Consider the following 19,825-nt stretch of genomic DNA (forward strand, 5'->3'; position numbering starts at 1 on the left):
CAGATGGGCCATGTATCGCTCGAATTCCTGCAAGTCTTCCATCAAGGTTCGCCCTTCGCTTGAAGAAGTGCGCATAATGCCTTGAATTCGTTCAAATTACTAACACAGTAAGACTAGAAAGGTCGACTGTTTAACTTGTTTCAGGTATCCAGCAAGCCCAACATGCGGGCCCGGTCCACCAGATGCTTGCGGCTCCCGGCATTCAACTTGACGAACAGGTTCTTGAGGTGCCACTTCACGGTCTGGATGCTCAGGTCCAACGCCGAGGCGATTTCCTTGTTGGACAGGTTGCTGGCCAGCATGCGCAGAACGTCGCGCTCCTTGGGAGTCAGCAGGACGCTGGGCGCGACACGCGCCTCCTTGCGGCCGCCAGGCTCCGCTGGGCCCGGAGGGGCCGCACCGGACCTGGCATCGGGGCGGGTCAGGCTGCCGGTCTCGTCCCGCAGACGACTGGCCCAGTCCTGTAGCGCCGGGTGGGTGTCGGTCAGGATGCGGTTGAGGCCCAGCGCGTCGACGATGAAGAGTCCCTCGCGGAACATGGTTTCGCCGTCAGCGCCCAGACGCTGCGCGGCCAGCGCATTTAGCAGGTGGATCTGCAGCAGGTCGCGATTGCGACGCAACGACTCGGCCAGCGCCTTGGCGGGTGCCAGGGCTGCTGCGACCTTGCCCCACTCCTGATGCGCAATTTGGCGGTATGCTTCGGCCAGGGCCGTCTGGACGTCGACCTGCGGTTGCAGCAGGCCCCAGCCCCTGGCCTGACCCGCCCGAGTGACCGCTTGCAGGCGTTCGGCAATCACGTCACAGGATGCGGTCCGTCCTTGTAACGCGGTCATGCGCATCAGTTCTGCCAAACTGATCACGCTCAGGCGCGCCAAGCCATGGTTGGCACCAATGGCGTGCAGCCGCTCCAGCAGTTCGTAGGCCACGCCCATCGCACCACGCTGCAGTGCCATGCGGGCCGCCACCACATAGCTCAAGGCGATCACGTCGGGCATGGCGTACTGGTCGATGACGTCGCGGCGGTCTGCCAGCAGGCCTTCGATTTCCGCAGGTGCATCGAGTTCCCACAGCGTCATCGCCAGGGTCGCAGCCAGCATGGAAGCAATGGGACTGCGCCGGCCCGCCACGGGCTGCACGTTAGCCAGCGCACGGCGCAACTCGCGTTCGGCGGCCACCACCTGTCCTTGCCAGAGGTAGCTGGCGGCCACGAACCAGTCCTTGACCCCGGTCGCGTAGGGCCCCGCACTTTCGTCCTGGCACCCGGGCTGCGACAGCAGGTAGCGTGCCTGCTCGGGCGCTCCCTGGTACAAGGCGAGGTAGGCATCAAAGATGGAGGACACCAGCCGCTGCGTAGGAGTGAATCCTTGGAAGCGGGAACGCCAGGGCGCCAGCGTCGCTTGGACCAGATCGGGTTTGTCGGCATACAGCGCCGCGTTGGCCACGATTTGCACGCTTTCGAAGCGGTCTGCAATATCGGCGGCAGGGTCATCGATGATGGGGCCCACAACTTGCGCGGCTTCGGTGTTGCGCTCGATCTTGGCCAATGCCCAGCCCAGCGCGATCCGCAGCCGAGGCCGGCGTTCCAAGTGGCTGGGCGAGATGCGGTCTAGCCATTGCGCCACGCGCGACAACTGTCCGGTGCGATAGGTCTCGTAGAGCGATTGCTCCGCCAGGTCGAAGGCCATTTCTTCCTGCCCGGCCCGCAAAGCATGGCGGGCCGCTTCCTCATGGAAGCCATGCTGGGCCAGCCACTGCGCCGCCGCCGCGCTGATGCGGCGCTGCTCGTCCTGCTCTAAAGCACTGAAGCGTTCGCTGAGGAACTCCTTGCCAAGGGTGTGGATGCTGTACCAGGGACCCTCGATGGCCTGGGTCAGGAACGGGGTCTGCTCGCAAAGGCGGTGCAGCACCTCGGCACTGTCGGCGCGGCCGGTAACGGCGCGACAGAGGTCCGGATGCAACAGGTCGACGTTGCACAACGCCACGAGGAAGTCGGCGTCCCGGCGATCCATGTGACGCAGCATGGTCTCGATGAAGAAGCGGTGGGCCTGGCCGGAGTGGTTCAGCAGGGACAGAGCGGTCTCACTGAGGTCGGATTGTGGTCCCATGCCCGCCATAATCAACTGCACCCCCAGCGGCCAGCCGTCGGTGAGGTCGTGCAACCGGGCACAGGTGTCTACATCGGCGCGGGGGCCAAAGCGGCTCTGCAGCACGGTGGTGGTCTCCGGCAGTCGCAGGCGCAGCGCCTCTGCGTCCACCAGCGCGTACTGGCCCTTGGCCATGAGTTCCGCGACAGAGAAGGGCAGCGGTTTGCGTGAGGCAAGCACCACACGCAGGTTCTGCGGCAGGTGGTGCAGCAGGAACGCCAGCGTATCGTGCGCCGATTCGGGCAGTCCGTGCACATCATCCAGGATGAGCAGGACTTCGCCTGCAAAATCCGCCACCTGCGCCAGCCAGCGCGCCACCCGCGTGAAGGGCGCGTCGTAGCCGCCCACATCGTGGAAGTCATGATCTCGCATGACCTTCTGGGTGCCGACCATCATCGCCAGCCGCAGCCCGTCGACGAAACGAAGGGCATCGTCCGACGCATCGATGCCCAGCCAGGCGACCGCACCACCCGATGCGATGGCCTCGCGCCGCCACTGGGCCAGCAAGGCGGTCTTGCCAAAACCCGCCGAGGCACTGACCAGGATCACTGACTTGTCGTCCAGGTCTGGCGAGTTCAGACCCAGCCGCGCGCGGTGCAGCACGGATTTGGCCACCTTGGGAGGTGTGGCCTTCAGTACCAGCCGCGGATCGAAGCGCTCACTGTCTGGTGACATGAAATGACTCAATCTAAGGATGGGCTCCACCTCTGCATGGACAGCCCGCCGGAGTGCGGGTGCGCCAGCCGAAAGCGGAAAGTCCTGTCTCTCCCGGGTGGGGTGGCCGCGACGATGTTATCAGTGTGCCGGCCCACTCTCCGAGAGTGGTGTCGGACGGCCGCAAATCCGAAGAATAGATCAACAGGTACGGCCAGCAGGTCGGCCGAAACCCAGATTCCAATCTCCAGGAGACTCCCCATGGCCCAATACCCCGTCGTCGTCTACGGTGCTTCCGGTTACACCGGCATGCTGATCATGGACTGGCTGATCGACCAGAAGATTCCTTTCACCGCAGTGGCCCGCGACGCGAAGCGAGCCAAGGAAATGATGGCCCAGCGCGTGGTGCGGCTGGAGTCAGCCACCTACGAACTGATCGAGTGCGAACACAACGTCGAGGCTCTGACCAAAGTCTTCAGGGGAGCCAAGGTGGTGTGCGACACCGTCGGTCCGTTCGCGCGTTTCGGATTGACCACGGTCGAGGCAGCACTCAAGGCAGGCTGCCACCACATCGACACCACGGGCGAACAGTCCTACATGCGGGCCGTGCGCGAGCAGTTCGGCCACCTGTACGCGCAGGCCGGCCTATTGGTGTCGCCTTCCATCTCCTACATGTACACCTTCGCCGAGATCGCAGCGGAACTGGCGCTGGAGACCCAGGGCGTGGACACGCTGGAGACCGCCACCCTGTGCCGCGGTCCACGCGACAGCGCTGGCGTGAGCGTGGGATCCGCCGCATCCATCTTCGAGCTGCTTCGCTCGCAACACTTCTACCTGTGGGAAAAGCAACTGCTCGCCCATCCGGTGACCGCCTCGTTCAACGTGGTCGACCCCAACTTCATCCAGCCGATCCTGGCGCTGCCCTGGGGTGGAACCTCGCTGCCGATCTATTTCGAGAACGACTCCCGTGTGCGCAGCTGCAGCTCCTGCGTCGGCTTCTATGACAACAACGTCATGCAGCTGGTGCATGGCCTGGCACAGAAATGGGACGCCGAATACAAACACCTGCCTCCCGAGCAGCAGGACTCGGTGCTCAAGAGCATGGTCGATTCCACCACGCCGACCATGCCGCCGCGCGAGCGCACCACCATCCAGCGCACGGTGGACGTGGCCATTGGCCGCGGCCAACTGGCCGCCGTTCGCGCCACGGTGACCGGCGTCACGCCTTACATCTCCACCGGCGCGTTGCAAGTCGCTGCCGTCACACGCCTGCTCGATGGTGACACCGCCAAGGTGGGCTTTGCGTCGGCCTCCAAGGCCTTCGGCCACCGCTACCTGCTGGGCTTCCTGGAGCAGCGCGGTCTGGCACGTGCCACCGTGCAGGCCCTGTGATCGGCTGACACATCCACAGGAGCAACGACCCATGGCAGTCATCGACTTTTTCGACCGCGGCTGGCAGATCAACCCACACGGCGCCGCCTACATTCAGGACGAGCGCGCGTACAGCTTCACGGAGGTCGGTGAGCTGTCCTGCCGGGTGGCCCACGCGCTGATGGCGGCCGGCCTGCCCGCCCAGACCAATGGCGCGGTCTGGGCCCTCAACGACGTCACCGCCTGGTCGTGCACGCTGGGCCTGTGGCGCGCCAACATGCGCTGGATTCCGGTCGGCGCACGCAACACGGCGCAGGAGAACCACCATGTGCTAGACGCCTTCGACTGCGAGGTGTTGTTCTTCCAGCAGGCGTTCGCGCCGGTGATCGCCGAACTGCAACCTCGCCTGCCCAAGGTGCGCTTGTGGATCTGCGTTGACGGCGAGGCGCCGGAGGTCCAGGGATCGGTGTCCCTGACCGACTGGTCCAGCGGACAGCCTGCAAGCCGGCCGAATGTCGCGGTGGACATGGACGACGTGGTCGTCCTGATGTCCACCGGTGGCACCACGGGCGCCCCCAAGGGGGTGATGAACACCCACCGAAGCCTGCAGACCTTCTGGGCGCACTTCATCATGTCCTGCCACTACCGGGCCGAGGACAAGATCGTCAACCTGGCGGCGGCGCCCATGACTCACACCGCCGGGCTGCTGTCCATGCCAACCACTGCCCGGGGCGGCACGGTGGTGGTGGTGACCAAGCCGGAGCCGTCCCTGCTGCTGGCCGCCATTTCCCGGCACCGTGTGACTGAGATGTTCCTGCCGCCCACCGTCATCTACCGCCTGCTCGACGTACCCGACCTCAAGCAGAACGTGGACTCCAGCTCGCTGCGCTATTTCATCTATGGTGCAGCACCCATGTCGGTGGAAAAGCTCAAGCAGGCCATCGAGGTGTTTGGCCCGTGCATGATGGGCGGTTACGGGCAGACCGAAGCGCCGGCCTCCATCGCCTACCTGCCGCCGGACGAACATTTCCGCAATGGCCGCCTTGCGGACGACGACCGGCTGTCCTCGGTGGGCCGACCCAATCCGCTGATCCGCGTCGAGATCATGAACGATGCCAACGAGATCCTGGCGCAAGGCCAAACCGGCGAGATCTGCGTGCAGGGCGACCTGGTGATGAAGGGCTACTACAAGGCGCCTGAGAAGACGGCTGAGACCATCATCGATGGGTGGCTGCACACGGGTGATATCGGCCACATCGACGTCGAGGGTTACCTTCACATCACCGACCGCAAGAAGGACATGATCATCTCGGGCGGCTTCAACGTCTACCCGAGCGAGGTGGAGCAGGTGATCTGGAGCCACCCGGCGGTGCAGGACTGTGCCGTCATTGGCGTGCCCGACGAGCAGTGGGGCGAGGCGGTCAAGGCCATGATCGAGCTCAACCAGGGCCAGAGCGTGAGCGCCGAGGAACTGATCGCGCTGTGCAAGGAGAAACTGGGGTCGGTCAAGTCGCCGAAGACGGTGGACTTCGTGGCGACGCTGCCGCGCAGCCCGGTCGGCAAGGTCCTCAAGAAGGACTTGCGCGCCAGTTACTGGCAGGCCAGGGACAAGAAGATCTGACACCGCCATGAGGTGCCGGGCCTGCCCTTGCAGACCCGGCTTTTTCCATTTCAAGCATCAGGGAATCCAAGCATGAGCCAAGCCATCTACGTCGCCGGCATCGCCATGACGGTGTTCGGCCGCCACCCCCAGCGCAGCCTGGCCGATCTGGCGCAGGAGGCGTTGCAGGGCGCGCTGCGCGACGCCGGCTGCGCCATCGCCGATCTCGGGGCCGCGTACTACGCGGGCATGACCAACGGTCCTCTGCAGGGCCAGTGGGCCATTCCCGGCCAGGTGGTGCTGGGGCGCATCGGCATCTCGGGCATCCCCATCTACAACGTCGAGAACGCCTGCGCCTCGGGCAGCTCGGCCTTCAACCTGGCCGTTCAGAGTCTGCGTGCCGGAACCACCGACGTCGCCCTGGCCCTGGGTGCCGAGAAGATGAACATCGATGACAAGGCGCGTGCCTTTGCCGTTTTCGAGGCAGGCTGGGACGTCTCCCGGGTCGAGGAGAACTACCAGCGCCTGGTCGCTATGGGCGAGGGTGTGGTGGCGCCGCCCGGCACGCAGTCGGACCGCCCCTACAGCCGATTCATGGACATCTATGCTGCCATGTGCCGCTGGCACATGAAGACCTATGGCACTACGCAGCGCCAGATCGCAGCCGTCTGCGCCAAGAACCATGGGCACTCGGTGAACAACCCCTATTCGCAGTTCCGCAAGCCGTTCACTATCGACGAGGTGCTGGCGGCGCCGCCCATCACCTACCCGATCACCTTGCCCATGTGCGCGCCGCTGTCCGACGGAGCGGCCGCCGCCATCGTCTGCACCGAGGATGGCCTCAGGCGCCTGGGACTGGACCGTCGCCGTTGTATCCGGGTCGCCGCCAGCGTATTGCGCAGCTTCGGCACGCGCGGACTGGATCAGCCCGAGCAGCATGTTGGCCGGCTGGCAGCGCTTCAGGCCTACGAGATGGCCGGACTGGGCCCCAGTGACATGCATGTCGCCGAGGTGCACGATGCCTCGGCCATGGGCGAGATCATCCAGGCCGAGAACCTCGGTCTGGCCTCCCTGGGGCAAGGGGGAGCCTGCGCCGAGCGCGGCGACTTCACGCTGGGAGGCCGCGTACCGATCAACACCTCGGGCGGGCTGGAGTCCAAGGGCCATCCGCTGGGCGCCACCGGCATTGGCCAGCTGCATGAGCTGGTCACGCAATTGCGTGGCGAGGCCGGTGCGCGGCAGGTGCAGGGCGCGCGCCACGCCATTCAGGAAAACGGGGGCGGCTTGCAGGGCATCGAGGAGGCCGCCGTGGCCATCCACATCCTGAGCAAATAGCGATGAAGCCTCGGACCATTTTCGTTCTGGTCGGTCCCAACGCCGCTGCATCCGGGCAGCATGCCGGTCTGGTGCAAGACCATCAGGTCCGTTGTGACCAACGCCAGGGACGTCGACAAACTCTCTTTCTCGAAAGGATCTGACGATGAGCAAGATAAGCATCCCCACGAAGCCGACAGCAGGTATCAGAGTCAGCGACACCGACTCCCGCGGCCAGTACTTCTGCGGAGTCGGCATCATGCTTGGCTCGCCTGCTACTGACGCACTCCTATTCATGAGCTATCCAACCACAAGGAAATGCCCCAGCTGATCTGCAAACCAAGATCGATACGAAGCGGCTGGCTGAAGAACTGGGCGTCCCGGTGGGGGTCAACGGGGGACGTTTCGTGGTCTGCGACGAAATTGGCTATCTCTCCAGCGAAACCGTGGACTTCCATGGCGTCAAGTGCGCCTGGGTTGAAAACATGGATGTGAAGGAGATGATGCATGCATTGACGCACAACGACTATCAGCCTGTCTCTGGCAACCGTTACACCACCTTCGTCTATAAGGCAGGCCAACCGATCTATCTGCTGCGGCAGCCGGATGGCAAGTGCTGGGTCATGCAGGATGCTGGCAACGATGTGATCAAGGATCTGAACGCCAACAACCTTGATCAGGTGGGCAAACACCTGAAGAACCTCCCAGCCGGCTGGATCTGGGAGACTAAGGTAATCACCAAGGACCTCGTTCTGGATACGAGCCTTTCCGGCGGCTACATCAAATTCCTCCGGGACGAAGTGGGCTGCGCCAACCAGGCCGTGGGTTTCGACAACAGCGCCAACTACATTCCCTAGTCTTACTGTGTTAATAAAATAGAGGCATTATTCACGCCTATATGGGCAAGGGGTGAGCCTCGATGGACGAGTTGCAGGAGTGTGATCGGTACATGGCGCACCTGAGCGAGGGGCTGGGGCACGCGGACCGACACGCGGGACTGCGCGGGTACTGCAGCGGGCTGATGTCGCCACTGACGCGCAAGAGCGTGGAGCCGATGGCCGCGCACGTCGATCCGATGCGGGTGCGCTCGCGCCACCAGTCGCTGCACCACTTCGTAGCCGATGCGAACTGGTCCGATGAGCAGATGCTGCGGCGCGTGGCACAGTGGGTGGTGCCGCTGATGGATTTCACGGGCGGCGGCTGGTGGATCATCGACGACACGGGCTTTCCCAAGCAGGGGCGGCATTCGGTGGGCGTGGCGCGGCAGTATTGCGGCATGCTGGGCAAGCAGGACAACTGCCAGGTGGCCGTGAGCGTGTCGCTGGCGTGTGAGACGGCCAGTCTGCCGGTGGCTTGGCAGCTGTACCTGCCCCAGGAGTGGGCCGAAGACCCGGTGCGCCGCGCCAAGGCCGGCGTGCCCGAGGCAGTGGGGTTCGCCACCAAGCCGACCATCGCACTGCAGCAGATCGAGCATCTGCTGGCCCAGGGGGCACCGCGGCACTGCGTGCTGGCCGATGCGGGCTACGGCGTGGACACCGCCTTTCGTGAACGGCTCGGCGAACTGGGGCTGCGCTACGTGGTGGGCGTCACTGGCGCAGTCACGGTCTGGCCACCCGGTCATTCACCCTTACCGCCGCTGGCCTACAGCGGGCGTGGGCGTGTCCCCAAGCGCCAGCGCCTGGGCGAGCAGTCGCACCAGCGGCCCCAATCGGTCAAGGATGTGGCCTTCGCCCTCGGGCCCGAGCACTGGAGCGAGGTCGCCTGGCGCGAAGGCACGAACGACACGCTGCGCTCGCGCTTTGCCAGGGTGCGGGTGAGCGCGGCCCACCGCGGACACCCCCGCGAGCAGCAACGCCCGAGCGAGTGGCTGCTCATCGAGTGGCCCGAAGGCCACAAGGAGCCCATGAAGTATTGGCTGTCCACGCTGAGCGAGGACACTTCATTGCAGCGCATGGTGTACGAGGCCAAGATGCGCTGGCGCATCGAGCGCGACTACCAGGACCTCAAGCAGGACGTGGGGCTTGGACACTACGAAGGCAGGGGCTGGCGCGGTTTGCACCACCACGCCAGCCTGAGCATTGCCGCCTACGGCTTCCTGCTGGCCCAGCGGCTGCGCCACCCCGATGAGATGGCCGGCAAAAAAAACTCCGCACCAAGCCAGGAATCTGCCCTACCCACGCATTACGTACCTCGGGGAAGCCCAGCGCGCGCAGCGCCACGTTCCGTCTTCGATCACCAGCTTGCGGCTGCGCCTGGCAGCGCTGCTGGTTCGTAGCTCGCAGCGATGCCCGTGTTGCATGCGCGCTCAGGCTGGGTGACATTATTAACACAGTAAGATTAGGGCGTGTTAACACTAATCGAGCCAATGATGCAGATTGGCCACACTGCCGGCCATGGAAATCACACCCTGCTCGACCATCGGGGCGAGTGGCCCAAGGACATCGATGCGACCAGCATCGCGCGGCTGTACCGCAAGCGCTGGCGCATTGAGGGCATGTTCCAGCGGCTCGAATCGGTGCTGCACAGCGAGATCAAGAGCCTGGGCCATCCGTGCGCGGCGCTGCTGGGCTTTGCGGTGGCGGTGCTGGCGTACAACGTGCTGGCGCTGCTCAAGCGGGTGACCGAGCAGGCACACCGCGCCGCGCACCCCGATCTGGACGTCTCCCCCTACCACCTGACAGTGGAGATCACCAGCAGCTACGAAGCGATGGTGCGCCGGCTGCCGCCCGAGCATCTGCCTTGCGCAGACGACGATCCCATGCAGTTGCTGCAGCGCCTGTTGCTCCTGGCCAGCCGGCTCAGCCCCAGGCAGTTGGCCACCAGCAAGCGTGCGCCCAAACCCACCGCGCCCAAGGGCTACGTGGATGGCTCCATCGCACGCTCACACGTCGCCACCGACCGGGTGCTCAAGGCTGTGGCCAAAAGACGTTGAAAGGGGTGGCTCTCAGGGAATGTAGTTGGCGCTGGTGTCGCCGCCGTAGCCGCAGGCCTGGTAGGTGCAGCCCAGCTCGTCGCGCAGGATGGACGCCCAGCCATCGCTGCGCATGGTGTCCAGCGAAAGTTCTTCCATCAGCACCTTGGTTTCGAAGGTCCAGCCCGCAGGCAGGTTCTTGAGCTTGCTGCCCACCTCGTGCAGATTGTCGATGGTCAGGCTGGGATCGACCGCCTTGGTGTACTCCTGCATCACCCAGACGGGGCCCCCGGGTTCACGCAGCAGGTGCACCGGCTTGCCGACGTGGTAGATCCAGTTGGTGTAGCGCTGGATCAGGCTGGGGAGATAAGGGTTTTGGAACTGCTGGAACAGGTCTTCGGCGACCATCTCGCCCACCCAGGTCATGCGCACGCCGTGGAAGTCCACGATGTAGCCGCCCAGCAGCTCTATCTCGTCCAGCGTCCAGATCCGGCCTTTGTTGACCGCGCACAGGTCGGCGCCGAGTTCGCTCGCCAGCTTCTCGGTGTCGATCATGCCGGGGGTCTCGGGCGTCACCGCCGAGATGCCGGTGGTGGCGTGCATGCGTGCACGCCCGTTGCGTCCGCTGCCGATGATGACCGCGCAGCCGCAGAAGGGCTCGTCGCGCTGGTTGCGCATGTGGATGCGGTTGGTGGGGTTGGGGCCGGGGCGCAGCTTCATTTCGCGCGCGGCGGGTCGTTGGGTTGACAGACTCATGGCCGTGTTCTTTCTGTGGAGGGCGAGTGAACGTGGTGAACGGGGCTTATTGACAGTTGGCAGGCGGTGGTGCGTTTCCGTCCCCTTCGATCGGGAACTTGGCTTTCCACCATGACAGCATGCCGCCCTTGAGCTGGTAGGCATCCCGAAAGCCGTTCTTTCGCAGCGTGCGAACAGCCGGAATGCTGCGATGCGCCGAGAGGCAGATGGCCACCACGGGACGCGACTTGTCGAGCCCCAGGCTTTCGAGACGACCGGCAAACTCTGTCACTGGCACGCTAACCGCACCCGGAATGTGGCTGGCGCGCCATTCCATACCCGTTCGCACGTCCACGATCTGCACCCGGTTGCCGATATCGAGGCGCATGCGCTCGAGTTGCTCGGGCGAGACCTCGGGTACTTTCCCAAAAGGGATCCACCAAAACATTCCCATTTCTTGACTCCTGTGTGAGGTTGGATTGATTCAGCCCGGGACGTTGCCCGTGACCAGAGGAAGAACCGGGTCCATGGCCCATTCGGCCATGGACCCGTCGTAAACGGCCGTGTTGGCATGGCCCAGCACCGCCAGGGCCAAGGCGTTGACTGAGGCTGCGACTCCTGTGCCGCAATAGGCGATGACCCGGCGCGGCATCGCTCCCACGCTGTCGAAAGCCAGGCGCAGCAGTTCGGGGGACAACAGGCGACCGGACCCCGGATCCAGCAACTGGCTGTGCGCCATGTGGTGACTGCCCGGTATGTGGCCGGCCCGGCCGAATCGGTTGAGCCGACCGTCATACACCTCGGCGGGCAAGGCATTGAGCGTGCATACGGTCGGGTTGTGAATGGCCTGCAGCACCTCGGTCTTGTCGGCCCAGCGATGGGCCTGTGGCTTGGCAGTAAGACGCGCCACCGGGTAAGGCTGGTGCTGATTGGCGCTCGGACGTCCCTCGCATTGCCACTGCTCCCAGCCGCCGTCGAGCACGGCCGCGTTGTCGAAGCCCATCGCACGCAGCATCCACCACATGCGCGCCGACCACGCCATGCCCTGGGCGGAATAGATCACCACTGCCACGTCGTCCCCTATGCCGTGGCGCTCACACAATGCGGCGAAGCGTTCGGGCGCGGGCATCATGACCGGGACCGGCTGGCTGTTGTCGGAAAAGTCGGCCAACAGGTCCAGGAAATTGGCGCCGGGAATGTGCGCCGACTGCCACGCCGAGCGCCCGCTCTCGGTCAAGTAGCCGGCGCCATCAAGCCGTGGCACCAGGTAGACCGAGGCGTCAAACACGCGCAGCGTGCTCACGTCGAGGTGATCGGCGAGCCATTGTGTGCTTACTAGAGGGCCGGGTAACTTCATGGTGGTTCTCCTTTCGTCGAGATCAATTACGTGGCAGGTTGGTGCGTGTCAGCGACCATGGACAAGACCATCGGCCACGTGATGCGCCCAGGAAGCAATGACCAGAGCGGGCGGACCACCGGGCGGCGCCGGCAGGGCAGACGCATCGGCGATGTAGAGCCCGGGGTTGCCATAGACCTCCCCGCGGTGGTCGACCACGCCCTCGCGCGCGTCGGCGGCCAGGCGCGCACCACCGCCCATGTGCGGCGTCAGGGGCTTGCGCAAGAGGTGGACCGGCATGGCCGTGTCCGAGGCCAGTGTGCGGAAGGCCGCTCTCAGTTCGTCGTAGACGGGCTCGCAGCGATGGTCGTAATCCGAGCGCAGCCGACCCCCGGCCCATTTGACGCGGGCTGTTGCACTGTCAAAGCCCATGCCGTACACCATGTACACCCGTTCGAGGTAGCGCTTGATGAAACCTGGCAACGGCATGGCATCGAAGCCCGCCAGGCTGCCGACACCGAGAAATTTCTCCTCATGGCCCTGGATGCGCAAGGTGCCCAGTACCGGTGCGCTGCAGAAGCTCGACACATCCGCGCGTGTCTTGACCCAGGCGCCCAACATGTCGCCATTGCCGAAAAATCCATGACCCAGTGCCGGCATGGGCGCCAGTCCCTCGGGACCACCGGAGCTGGAAAACAGCAGGCGCAAGGTGTTGAGCGTGCCAGCGGCCATCACGACCCTCGGTGCGCGCACGCGGTGCGACAGCCTCTGTTCCAGGTCCTTGAACTCAACGACGTATCCACCGTCCCGCACGGTCCACACGCGCGCGACTTCGCACATGTCGCGAACGGTCACGCCCCGACCCAGTACCGGGCCGAGGTAAATGAAGTCGACCGACGCCTTGGTGCCACCTGGTGAACCGAGAAAGCCGTCGCTGTCAAAGGCCGAGCGGCGGCGCTGGAGACCTGTCGTGCCACCCCGGACAGGCTGGCCCGCCTCGTCCAGCGAGCGCGGCATGAGCATGGCGACCCGTGGCTGCGGGTCCGCCGGTTGGCAGTGCGCATAAGCGCCGTCCGGAAAGTGGTCCCACAGAGACTGGGGGCCGGGCTGATTGCGGGCCACGCGCTCGGCGCCCATGTCGCGGATGACCTTGTCATAGAAATGCTCTACCCGCTGCGGGTCAAGCTGCGGGTGCCGGGCGGCCCAGTAGTCACCGCGCAGCGGCTCGACCAGCAGAGAGCCGTAGGCGATGCTGCCCCCGCCCACGCCGTTGGCCGCCAGCGTGTGCAGGCCGGCAAAAGAGCCGAGCTCGAACAGGCCGCGACGGTTGAGCCGCAGGCTGTGTCGCTGTCCGTGGTACGAATGCAGCAGGTGGGTGAAGGCCTTGGCGCCGGCCGGGAACGGCGCGCGCCGAGCTATGCCTATGGAGCGCACAGGCACCGAATCGCGCCAGGGGCCGCGTTCCAGCACTAGCACCCGCAGTCCCGCCAGCGCCAGCTGGTTGGCCGTGACGGCACCGCCGAAGCCGCTGCCGATCACCACCACGTCATAGGTGTTGTTGCTCATGGCGGCTCGCTCAGGCCGGGCGTTCAGCCCGCTTGGGGTGCCAGCGCATCAGCAGGCCCACGACGAAGAAGGCGAACGGGATGTCGAACCAGAGGTGGGCGTGTTCGTTCGGGTAGTAGAACGCCATCGGGATCATGATGGCGCCGTGTGCCAGGTTGGCGACGATGCCGAAGTCGAACAGCGCGCGGTTGCCCCCGGGGTCCCGAGCACCCCGCAGCATCAGGTAGCCGTAGGACATGTACATCACTGCCAGCATGTAGAAATAGGGATGCAGGCCGTCGTAGGGCGACGGTGGATGGTCGAACAGCCGCGGCAGGCAGTAGGCCACTGGCAGGTCGCCCCACAGCACGCCCGGGGGGTAGAGGACGGCGAAGGCGGGCAACCCGGCCAGGCACAGCCAGCCTACGGTCTGCATGACCCGGGTGGCTTGTCGGAGGTGTGTCTCGGTGAGGTTCATGTCGAATGTCCTTGGATGGGGCGTTCTGGTGCTTCCGGGTGCTCAAGCACCACGCACCTTGGCGCGGTCTTGCAGGTAACGGGTGGACGCGAGATAGAAGAAGCCGCCCCCCAGCAGGCTGGCGACCGGAACGATGGACAGTGCTCTGTCCAGGCCCATGACATCGGCCAGACGGCCGACCACCAGCGGGCCGGGGGCGCCGCCCAGCAGCATGTAGGCCAGTGCCAAGATGGCGAATGCGGTCGCGTGGGCGGCCGGCGGCGTGACGTCGGCCGCGACCGCCAGGGCCGGGCCCAGAAAGCCGGTGCTGACCAGTAGGCCCAGGGCAATGAGCAGGAACTGGGACGTGCCGGGCCCGAAGCGGAATGCCAGCAGCAGGGCGCATCCCATCAGCGCGCCATAGGTCATTACGATATGCAGCCGGCGCAGCGGGTTGCGGCGGCTGAAGCGGTCCGCCAGCCCGCCGCCGATGATCATGCCCAGGCTAATGCAGATGATCAGCACGCCGGTGCCCATGGACGCCTTGCCGGGCTCCAGTCCATAGAAGCGATTGAGGTAGCTGGGAAGCCAGGCGATGAAGGCAGTCTGCGCGAACATGGTGCATGCGCCTCCTAGGGCCACGAGCAGAAGCGTGGGTGTGCGCACCAGTTGCCCGAGCACCTGGCCCACAGGCACCTTGGTTTGAACGCTCGCAGAGTCATCGGTCTGCTCCTTAACCAGCACGGGAAACAGCGCCGCCAGCACGAGCCCGAACGTGCCCATGACCAGGAAGGCTACCTTCCAGCCCAGGGCCTGGGCGATGACGCCACCCAACACGACGCCCAGCATCGAGCCGATCATGCCTGCGGCCAGGAAGGAGCCCATCGCGGTGGCGTGTAGCCGGGCCGGGAACACGCGCGTCAGGATGGCTGCGCCGGCGCTGCCGTAGCCGGCCTCACCCAGGCCGACAAAGGCACGCGCGATGACCAGGCTGGTGAAGCTTTCAGCCATCCCGCAGGCGATGGTTGCCAGTGCCCACACCAGGGCCATCGCGGCTGCGCTGCGCACCCGGCCAAAGCGGTCGGCCAGGATGGAAACCGGGATGCTCATGACGCCGATGGTCAGCGCCACCACGCTCACCAGTGAGCCAAGCTGGGTGTCCGTAAGGGCCCATTCCGTCTTGAGGAAGGGGAACACTGCGTTGATCACCTGACGCGACAGGTAGTCCGACAGCATGAGCCCGAACGTCATCGCGAAGACAATCCACGCGTAGGTTCGGGGCACCGGGTAGGGCGCTTCGGGATCGACCGCGATCCCTTGGCTTAGGGTGGCAATGGCCATGTTTGTCTCCAGTCGCTGTGGGCGTTGTTGTGGTGGCGCTCCCCGCGTTGGCACACATGACGGAGGGCTGCGTGCCATTCTGTGGCAGCCGCTCAGGCAATGCCCCACCCTGGGAGAGTGGGTTGGGGCGGGGCTCAAGCGCTCCATCGACCCACTCCCGCAGAGTGGGGTACTCCACGTTTCGGGATAGCAGAATGGGGCAGAAGGAAAACCGCGAGGCGCGGCGACCCTTAACCGCAGCGGTGTTCAAGGACCGCGCGGTGACCGCAGCACACACTTCAAAAGGAGACAACATGGTCTTGCGACGCAACCTTCTCTCGTCGATCGTCGCCCTTGCGCTCACCGGTCTGGTCGGCTCGCCGGCGCTGGCCAATGACTTTCCGAGCAAGCCGCTGCGCATTATCGTCAGCGCGCCGGCGGGCGGCTCGTCGGATACCTTGTCCCGCGGCCTGGCTGAGTTGCTGTCGCGCCAACTCGGCAAGCCAGTCGTGGTCGACAACAAGCCCGGCGCTGGTGGAATCATCGGCATACAGGAACTGCTAAAGTCGCCGCGGGACGGGCACACCATGCTGGTGACTGTCAACGGCGTTCTCTCGGAGATTCCTCATGCGATGAAGCTGCCACTGGATCCGATGAGGGAGGTCTATCCCCTGGCGGAAGTGGCGCGCACAGGACTGGTTCTGGTGGCCGCCCCTCAGCTGCCGGTTAACAGTCTGGCCGAGGCCATTGCCCACGTGAAGAACAATCCGGGCAAGACCAGCTATGCCTCCTACAGCGCGGGAACGTCGGCACACACCCTCGGGCTCGAGCTGAACAAACTCGCGGGTCTCGACATGCTGCACGTCCCATTCCCTGGCGAGGCTCCCGCACTGACACAAGTGATGGGAGGCCAGATCCCGTTCTCATTCAATGGGCCCGCGGCCGCGTTGCCTCTAATCAAAACCGGTAAGCTCAAGGCGCTGGCCACCACTTCGCCCAAGCGTATGCGTACGCTGCCCGATGTGCCTACCTTCACTGAGCTGGGCTATCCGAGTCTGAACGAGACAGTCTGGATTGGCGCCTTTATCACGCCCGATGTGCCGGTCGCCGTGCGAAACCAGTTGTTTGACGCGGTGCAAGCTGCCCTGCAGGACGCTTCAATGAAACAGCGCATCCTGGCCTCGGGCATGGACCTTCCTCACGCCACGCGTCCGGAGGAGCTGTACAAGAGCCTGCAACAGGCGTCGACAAAGCATGCCGCCACATTGCAGCAGGTTGGATTCAAGCTGGAATGAGTCGCCACGACCTCGGCCGCTGGTCGGTCGAGTTCTTGATTGCGGAGTATCGAAGCCGCCAACGTGGGGTGATCTCGGTTTCAATGCAAATCGTAGCGGTTTGAGTCTAGGGTAAACCCTTCATTTTCTGCGACTTGGATGCAATTCTGAAAACCGCGTCCGAAAAGCCGCAGGAGCGCCTCCTGATCGACGCATTCGGAGCCGATGGAAGCCGCGTATTCACTGAAGGCTAGGAGTCTGCGCGGCAGAAGGATTGCCTTCGTACGGCTCGACGCGCTGGTCATCATGCGAGCGGCGCCGACAGCTGCGCGCTCGACTTCGCAACTTGCCGTCGTTGGAGTCAACTGAATTTTGCAGGGCCGACTACGTAGACGTCAACCGAATCATCCCTTTGAAACGATCCGGAGAGACAGTCATGAAAATCCTCGTCCCCGTCAAGCGCGTGGTCGACTACAACGTCAAGGTGCGCGTCAAGTCCGACGGCAGCGGTGTCGACCTGGCCAACGTCAAGATGAGCATGAACCCCTTCGACGAGATTGCCGTCGAGGAGGCCGTGCGCCTCAAGGAGAAAGGCGTGGCCACCGAGGTCATCGCTGTCTCCTGCGGCGTGGCCCAATGCCAGGAAACCCTGCGCACCGCCATGGCCATAGGCGCGGATCGCGCCATCCTGGTCGAGACCAACGAAGAACTCCAGCCCCTGGCCGTGGCCAAGCTGCTGGCCGTCCTGGTCGAGAAAGAAAAGCCCGGCCTCGTCATCCTGGGCAAGCAGGCCATCGACGACGACGCCAACCAGACCGGTCAGATGCTGGCGGCCCTGGCCGAGCTGCCCCAGGCCACCTTCGCCTCCAAGGTCGAGGTGTCTGGCGACAAGGTCAGCGTCACCCGCGAGATCGACGGCGGCCTGGAGACCCTGAGCCTGAGCCTTCCGGCCGTCGTCACCACCGACCTGCGCCTGAACGAGCCGCGCTACGTGACCCTGCCCAACATCATGAAGGCCAAGAAGAAGCAGCTCGACAACGTCAAGCCCGAGGAGCTCGGTGTCGACGTCACGCCGCGCCTCAAGACCCTGAAGGTGGCCGAGCCCCCGAAGCGCGGCGCCGGCATCAAGGTGCCCGACGTCGCCACAGAGTGCCGCTGCTGCGCTGCATCGCCAGCGCGAGCTGCTCATGAAGATGCGCACCATGCAGACCAATGCCTTGCGCGGGCTGCTCTACGAATTCGGGGCCATCTTTGCCAAAGGCAGCAAGGCAATGCTGGGCGAAGTGGAGCCAGCGCTGGAGCGCTTGCAATCGCAGTTGCCCCAGAGGGTGGCCAACAGCCTGCGCGAGCAGGTGACGCGCATCAAGGCGCTGGGCGAGGACATCTCCAGCGTCGACAAGCGCCTGGCGCTGCAGCTGCGCCAAGACCCGCAGATGCAGCGCATCGCCCAGATTCCGGGCGTTGGCGTACTCAGCGCCACGACGGCCATCGCCGCTATGGGCGAGGCCAGCGCGTTCAAGTCAGGGCGCGAGTTCTGCGCTTGGCTGGGGCTGGTTCCCCTGCAAACCGGCACAGGCGGCAAGGTGAGGCTGGGCAACATCTCCAAGCGCGGCGACACCTACCTGCGCACCTTGCTCATTCACGGCGCTAGAAGTGTGCTGGGCCACGCCAATAGCCGGGCCTTTGGCTTGAAGGGCTCAAGGGCCGCAGGCCCGCCAACGTGGTGATCGTGGCGCAGGCGGCCAAGATGGCCCGCACGATCTGGGCGCTGGCGGCCAAGCAAGAGGATTACCAACGGGGCTACCAAAGCGTCAGGCCGCAAGCGGCGTGACCAACGGGACAGCCAATTCATCAACCAACCTTAACGAAAGGATATGGTCAGCCTTTGAAGGCTAGCAAGGCAGCAAAGAGTGAAGTGATGTGAAACAGGTCAGACCGGGGTGAGCTAAACCTGCATGGATGTACGGACGCAAGAGTTCGCCATAGGAGATGAGGTGCTTGCCAGCGGATATGCATCGGGGCCAGCGTGCCACCCTGGGCAACCAGGCAAACCACGCAATCAAGGCCGGATATAAGGACGCAGCCGACTTCTTCGCAGCACAACACAAATTCTTCTTGCTATCCGGGAGGCATCCATATAAGACTTCCATGAGCGAACCTCCCCGACTCCAGGTCGAAGGCTTTTTCGACCCCGAAACCTGGACCATCAGCTACGTCGTGATGGACACTGCGAGCCGCCAATGCGCGCTCGTCGACAGCGTGCTGGACTACGACCCCAAGTCGGGCCGCACGTCCACCGCCAGCGCCGACAGGCTGATCGCGCGCGCGCGCGAACTCGGCGCCCGGGTGCAGTGGATTCTGGAAACCCATGTGCACGCCGATCACCTTTCGGCTGCGCCTTACCTGAAGCAGCAGCTGGGGGGCCAGCTCGCCATAGGCAGCCAGATCACGACTGTGCAGCGGGTGTTCGGCACGCTGTTCAACGTCGGGCCCGAGTTCGCGCGGGACGGGCGCCAGTTCGACCGGCTGATGAGCGACGGCGAGACCTTCGAGATCGGCGGTTTGAAGGCCAGCGCCATGCACACGCCGGGCCACACGCCGGCCTGCATGACCTACGTGGTCAGCGACGGCCAGGACAGCGCCGCCTTCGTGGGCGACACGCTGTTCATGCCTGACTACGGCACCGCGCGCTGCGACTTCCCCGGCGGCGACGCGCGCACCCTCTACCGCTCGATCACCAAGGTGATGAGCTTGCCGCCCGAGACGCGGCTCTACATGTGCCACGACTACCAGCCTGGCGGCCGCGAGGTGCAGTACGTCAGCACGGTGGCAGAGGAGCGCGCGCACAACGTCCATGTGCGCAACGGCATCAGCGAGGACGAGTTCGTGGCCATGCGCCAGGCGCGCGACGCCACGCTCGCCACGCCGACGCTGATCCTGCCTTCGGTGCAGGTCAACATGCGCGCCGGCCAGCTGCCGCCGCCGGAAGACAACGGCACGCGATACCTCAAGACCCCGCTCAACGTGCTGTGAAGCGGGCACGCAGCAAAAGGAGATGCTATGGATGCCTCCCTCCCCAAGGGGAAGGAAATTGGAGCGCTGAGATGAAACAGTCGTTAGTCAGGAAGGAGACGCCGCGCAGGCGGGGTGGATCCTCTGATGGA

The 19,825-nt window shown here is 64.6% G+C and carries 14 protein-coding genes and 3 pseudogenes; 10 read left to right on the top strand and 7 right to left on the bottom strand.

Going from position 1 to position 19,825, the window contains the following annotated elements; all coding sequences use genetic code 11:
* Positions 1 to 140 precede the first annotated feature (140 nt).
* Positions 141 to 2,819, bottom strand: coding sequence for a helix-turn-helix transcriptional regulator (locus FFS10_RS20150; protein WP_137896397.1), 2,679 nt, complete (start codon positions 2,817 to 2,819; stop codon positions 141 to 143).
* 240 nt (positions 2,820 to 3,059) lie between these two features.
* Between FFS10_RS20150 and FFS10_RS20155 the strand changes: the two genes are divergently transcribed.
* The 6 genes and pseudogenes from FFS10_RS20155 to FFS10_RS20180 all read left to right on the top strand — a co-directional run.
* A complete protein-coding gene (locus FFS10_RS20155) occupies positions 3,060 to 4,190 on the top strand; it encodes a saccharopine dehydrogenase family protein (RefSeq protein WP_137896398.1) in 1,131 nt (376 codons plus the stop codon).
* 31 nt (positions 4,191 to 4,221) lie between these two features.
* Positions 4,222 to 5,790: a class I adenylate-forming enzyme family protein gene (locus FFS10_RS20160; protein WP_137896399.1), complete on the top strand. Its 1,569-nt coding sequence runs from the start codon at positions 4,222 to 4,224 to the stop codon at positions 5,788 to 5,790.
* Between the two features lie 72 nt (positions 5,791 to 5,862).
* Positions 5,863 to 7,104, top strand: a complete 1,242-nt coding sequence (locus tag FFS10_RS20165) for a thiolase family protein (protein ID WP_137896400.1) — start codon at positions 5,863 to 5,865, stop codon at positions 7,102 to 7,104.
* Between the two features lie 386 nt (positions 7,105 to 7,490).
* Positions 7,491 to 7,940 carry a hypothetical protein gene (locus FFS10_RS20170; RefSeq protein ID WP_137896401.1) on the top strand — a complete coding sequence of 150 codons (450 nt, stop codon included), beginning with the start codon at positions 7,491 to 7,493 and terminating at the stop codon, positions 7,938 to 7,940.
* 62 nt (positions 7,941 to 8,002) lie between these two features.
* Complete coding sequence (locus FFS10_RS20175; protein WP_137896402.1) at positions 8,003 to 9,358, top strand: IS701 family transposase; 1,356 nt, start codon at positions 8,003 to 8,005, stop codon at positions 9,356 to 9,358.
* Positions 9,359 to 9,466: 108 nt separating this feature from the next.
* Positions 9,467 to 10,015, top strand: a pseudogene (locus tag FFS10_RS20180) (hypothetical protein); the annotation flags it as partial.
* A gap of 12 nt (positions 10,016 to 10,027) precedes the next feature.
* On the opposite strand, the gene FFS10_RS20185 reads toward FFS10_RS20180, so the two are convergent.
* Genes FFS10_RS20185 through FFS10_RS20210 form a run of 6 tightly spaced genes read right to left on the bottom strand, consistent with a single transcriptional unit; the run spans position 10,028 to position 15,408 of the window.
* Positions 10,028 to 10,750 carry a hypothetical protein gene (locus tag FFS10_RS20185; protein ID WP_137896404.1) on the bottom strand — a complete coding sequence of 241 codons (723 nt, stop codon included), beginning with the start codon at positions 10,748 to 10,750 and terminating at the stop codon, positions 10,028 to 10,030.
* Positions 10,751 to 10,796: 46 nt separating this feature from the next.
* Positions 10,797 to 11,183 (bottom strand): rhodanese-like domain-containing protein, encoded by a 387-nt coding sequence (locus FFS10_RS20190; RefSeq protein WP_137896405.1) that lies wholly within the window; start codon positions 11,181 to 11,183, stop codon positions 10,797 to 10,799.
* 30 nt (positions 11,184 to 11,213) lie between these two features.
* Positions 11,214 to 12,086 (bottom strand): sulfurtransferase, encoded by an 873-nt coding sequence (locus FFS10_RS20195; RefSeq protein ID WP_137896406.1) that lies wholly within the window; start codon positions 12,084 to 12,086, stop codon positions 11,214 to 11,216.
* 48 nt (positions 12,087 to 12,134) lie between these two features.
* Positions 12,135 to 13,631, bottom strand: a complete 1,497-nt coding sequence (locus tag FFS10_RS20200; RefSeq protein ID WP_137896407.1) for a GMC oxidoreductase — start codon at positions 13,629 to 13,631, stop codon at positions 12,135 to 12,137.
* A 10-nt stretch (positions 13,632 to 13,641) separates the two neighbouring features.
* Positions 13,642 to 14,088 carry a DUF6632 domain-containing protein gene (locus FFS10_RS20205; RefSeq protein WP_137896408.1) on the bottom strand — a complete coding sequence of 149 codons (447 nt, stop codon included), beginning with the start codon at positions 14,086 to 14,088 and terminating at the stop codon, positions 13,642 to 13,644.
* 42 nt (positions 14,089 to 14,130) lie between these two features.
* Positions 14,131 to 15,408 (bottom strand): MFS transporter, encoded by a 1,278-nt coding sequence (locus FFS10_RS20210; protein ID WP_171016195.1) that lies wholly within the window; start codon positions 15,406 to 15,408, stop codon positions 14,131 to 14,133.
* Between the two features lie 194 nt (positions 15,409 to 15,602).
* Here FFS10_RS20210 and FFS10_RS20215 point away from each other — a divergent pair, with 194 nt between their 5' ends.
* From FFS10_RS20215 to FFS10_RS20230, 4 genes and pseudogenes are all read left to right on the top strand, one after another.
* On the top strand, positions 15,603 to 16,682 hold the full coding sequence (locus tag FFS10_RS20215; RefSeq protein ID WP_171016196.1) for a Bug family tripartite tricarboxylate transporter substrate binding protein: 1,080 nt from the start codon (positions 15,603 to 15,605) through the stop codon (positions 16,680 to 16,682).
* Between the two features lie 415 nt (positions 16,683 to 17,097).
* Positions 17,098 to 17,805 (top strand): annotated as a pseudogene (locus FFS10_RS20220) (electron transfer flavoprotein subunit beta/FixA family protein); the annotation flags it as partial.
* Positions 17,798 to 18,492: pseudogene (locus tag FFS10_RS20225) on the top strand (IS110 family RNA-guided transposase); the annotation flags it as partial. The pseudogenes FFS10_RS20220 and FFS10_RS20225, both read left to right, overlap by 8 nt.
* 317 nt (positions 18,493 to 18,809) lie before the next feature.
* Positions 18,810 to 19,694, top strand: coding sequence for an MBL fold metallo-hydrolase (locus FFS10_RS20230; RefSeq protein ID WP_137896411.1), 885 nt, complete (start codon positions 18,810 to 18,812; stop codon positions 19,692 to 19,694).
* The last annotated feature ends 131 nt before the right edge of the window (positions 19,695 to 19,825 follow it).

The organism is Ramlibacter sp. 2FC, from assembly GCF_005503345.1.
In the GTDB taxonomy this organism is placed as follows: Bacteria; Pseudomonadota; Gammaproteobacteria; order Burkholderiales; family Burkholderiaceae_C; genus SCMQ01.

Excerpts from the sequence above, each read along its gene's own strand:
- FFS10_RS20205 (WP_137896408.1), bottom strand. The coding sequence starts at position 14,088 with ATGAACCTCACCGAGACACACCTCCGACAAGCCACCCGGGTCATGCAG.
- FFS10_RS20210 (WP_171016195.1), bottom strand. The coding sequence starts at position 15,408 with ATGGCCATTGCCACCCTAAGCCAAGGGATCGCGGTCGATCCCGAAGCG.
- FFS10_RS20190 (WP_137896405.1), bottom strand. The coding sequence starts at position 11,183 with ATGGGAATGTTTTGGTGGATCCCTTTTGGGAAAGTACCCGAGGTCTCG.
- FFS10_RS20195 (WP_137896406.1), bottom strand. The coding sequence starts at position 12,086 with ATGAAGTTACCCGGCCCTCTAGTAAGCACACAATGGCTCGCCGATCAC.
- FFS10_RS20155 (WP_137896398.1), top strand. The coding sequence starts at position 3,060 with ATGGCCCAATACCCCGTCGTCGTCTACGGTGCTTCCGGTTACACCGGC.
- FFS10_RS20165 (WP_137896400.1), top strand. The coding sequence starts at position 5,863 with ATGAGCCAAGCCATCTACGTCGCCGGCATCGCCATGACGGTGTTCGGC.
- FFS10_RS20185 (WP_137896404.1), bottom strand. The coding sequence starts at position 10,750 with ATGAGTCTGTCAACCCAACGACCCGCCGCGCGCGAAATGAAGCTGCGC.
- FFS10_RS20175 (WP_137896402.1), top strand. The coding sequence starts at position 8,003 with ATGGACGAGTTGCAGGAGTGTGATCGGTACATGGCGCACCTGAGCGAG.
- FFS10_RS20200 (WP_137896407.1), bottom strand. The coding sequence starts at position 13,631 with ATGAGCAACAACACCTATGACGTGGTGGTGATCGGCAGCGGCTTCGGC.
- FFS10_RS20230 (WP_137896411.1), top strand. The coding sequence starts at position 18,810 with ATGAGCGAACCTCCCCGACTCCAGGTCGAAGGCTTTTTCGACCCCGAA.
- FFS10_RS20150 (WP_137896397.1), bottom strand. The coding sequence starts at position 2,819 with ATGTCACCAGACAGTGAGCGCTTCGATCCGCGGCTGGTACTGAAGGCC.
- FFS10_RS20215 (WP_171016196.1), top strand. The coding sequence starts at position 15,603 with ATGGGGCAGAAGGAAAACCGCGAGGCGCGGCGACCCTTAACCGCAGCG.
- FFS10_RS20160 (WP_137896399.1), top strand. The coding sequence starts at position 4,222 with ATGGCAGTCATCGACTTTTTCGACCGCGGCTGGCAGATCAACCCACAC.